Source organism: Pseudoalteromonas sp. bablab_jr011 (genome assembly GCF_016464045.1).
Classification (GTDB): domain Bacteria; phylum Pseudomonadota; class Gammaproteobacteria; order Enterobacterales; family Alteromonadaceae; genus Pseudoalteromonas; species Pseudoalteromonas lipolytica.
Genome location: NZ_JACDWU010000199.1, coordinates 1 through 1,091, shown reverse-complemented (window position 1 = coordinate 1,091; position 1,091 = coordinate 1). Strand labels below are relative to the sequence as shown.

The window sequence follows — 1,091 nt, the reverse complement described above, 5'->3', positions numbered from 1 at the left end:
CGCGAATTCAACCCCGAAGTGCACCACTCGCTAAATTAGGCCGCATTGCGTAATTCGTTAAACACAACGACAGGCTGTTTGTAACCTAGGCACTTTCTAGGTCTGGCGTTTAGCGCACGTTCTATATCGGCCACCTGCTTATCCGTTACCGTTCTTAAATCCGTGCCTTTGCGTATGTACTGGCGCAGTAAACCGTTGAAGTTTTCATTCAATCCGCGCTCCCATGAGGAATACGGATTCGCAAAATAAATATCAGTGTTGAGCTTATCTGCAACTAGCTCGTGGTCACAGAACTCGCTGCCATTATCAGCGGTTATCGTATGCACATGACGGCGATATCGCCACAGCATGCCTATCATGGCTCTGCTTACGTCTGCCGCGCTCTTTGCTGGCACTTTACGTATTAAATAAAGCTTGCTTTGGCGTTCAACTAGGCTGACTATGGCACCCGTTCCATGCTTACCCAGTACGGTATCAGCTTCCCAGTCACCGAACCGTCTTTTCTTGTCAACAATCGCTGGGCGGTGCTCAATGCCCACTCGGTTCGGGATAATGACACGCTTCGCACGACGACCTTTGCGATATCGTCGATGGCCTTGTCGTAAGTGCCTAAACAACTTGCCGCCACTCAATTTATCCCGTTGCACATAACCGTAAATCCATGCATGACTCACTGAAAGCCCAATAATCCGGCCCACGCCTGCAATTTGCTCGGGACTCCACTTTTGTTTTAATCCGAACTCAACAAAGGTGATGGTCAGCTTAGATAGACACGACTTTGCGGCTTGAACGCGCCTTTTGAGTGTCTTTGCCTGGGCGACTTCGGGTAGATAGTGATTTTCCCGGATCCTATTTCGTCTGATTTCTCGGCTAATGGTGCTATGACTGACTTTCAGGCGTTTGCCTATCTCACGATAACTAAAGCCCTCGCGTAAGTAGGCTTCTATCTGGTATCTTTGTCCTGCGATCAACTGCTTGTAACTCATGGTAAATGCTTCTGTTTGTTTGGCGACGATAGAGTACCACCAACAGGCAGTTGATCTCTTCTCACCGTTTAACCATGAGTGGTGCACTTATTATCTGAATTCGGG

General features: G+C 48.4%; 1 protein-coding gene. It reads right to left on the bottom strand.

Features of this window, described 5'->3' with window-relative positions:
* Nucleotides 1-35: 35 nt before the first annotated feature.
* Nucleotides 36-986, bottom strand: a complete 951-nt coding sequence (locus JIG41_RS12000) for an IS30 family transposase (protein WP_063528617.1) — start codon at nucleotides 984-986, stop codon at nucleotides 36-38.
* Nucleotides 987-1,091: the final 105 nt, after the last annotated feature.

Bases quoted from the DNA above. Each gene is read 5' to 3' on its own strand.
- JIG41_RS12000 (WP_063528617.1), bottom strand. From the start codon at position 986: ATGAGTTACAAGCAGTTGATCGCAGGACAAAGATACCAGATAGAAGCC.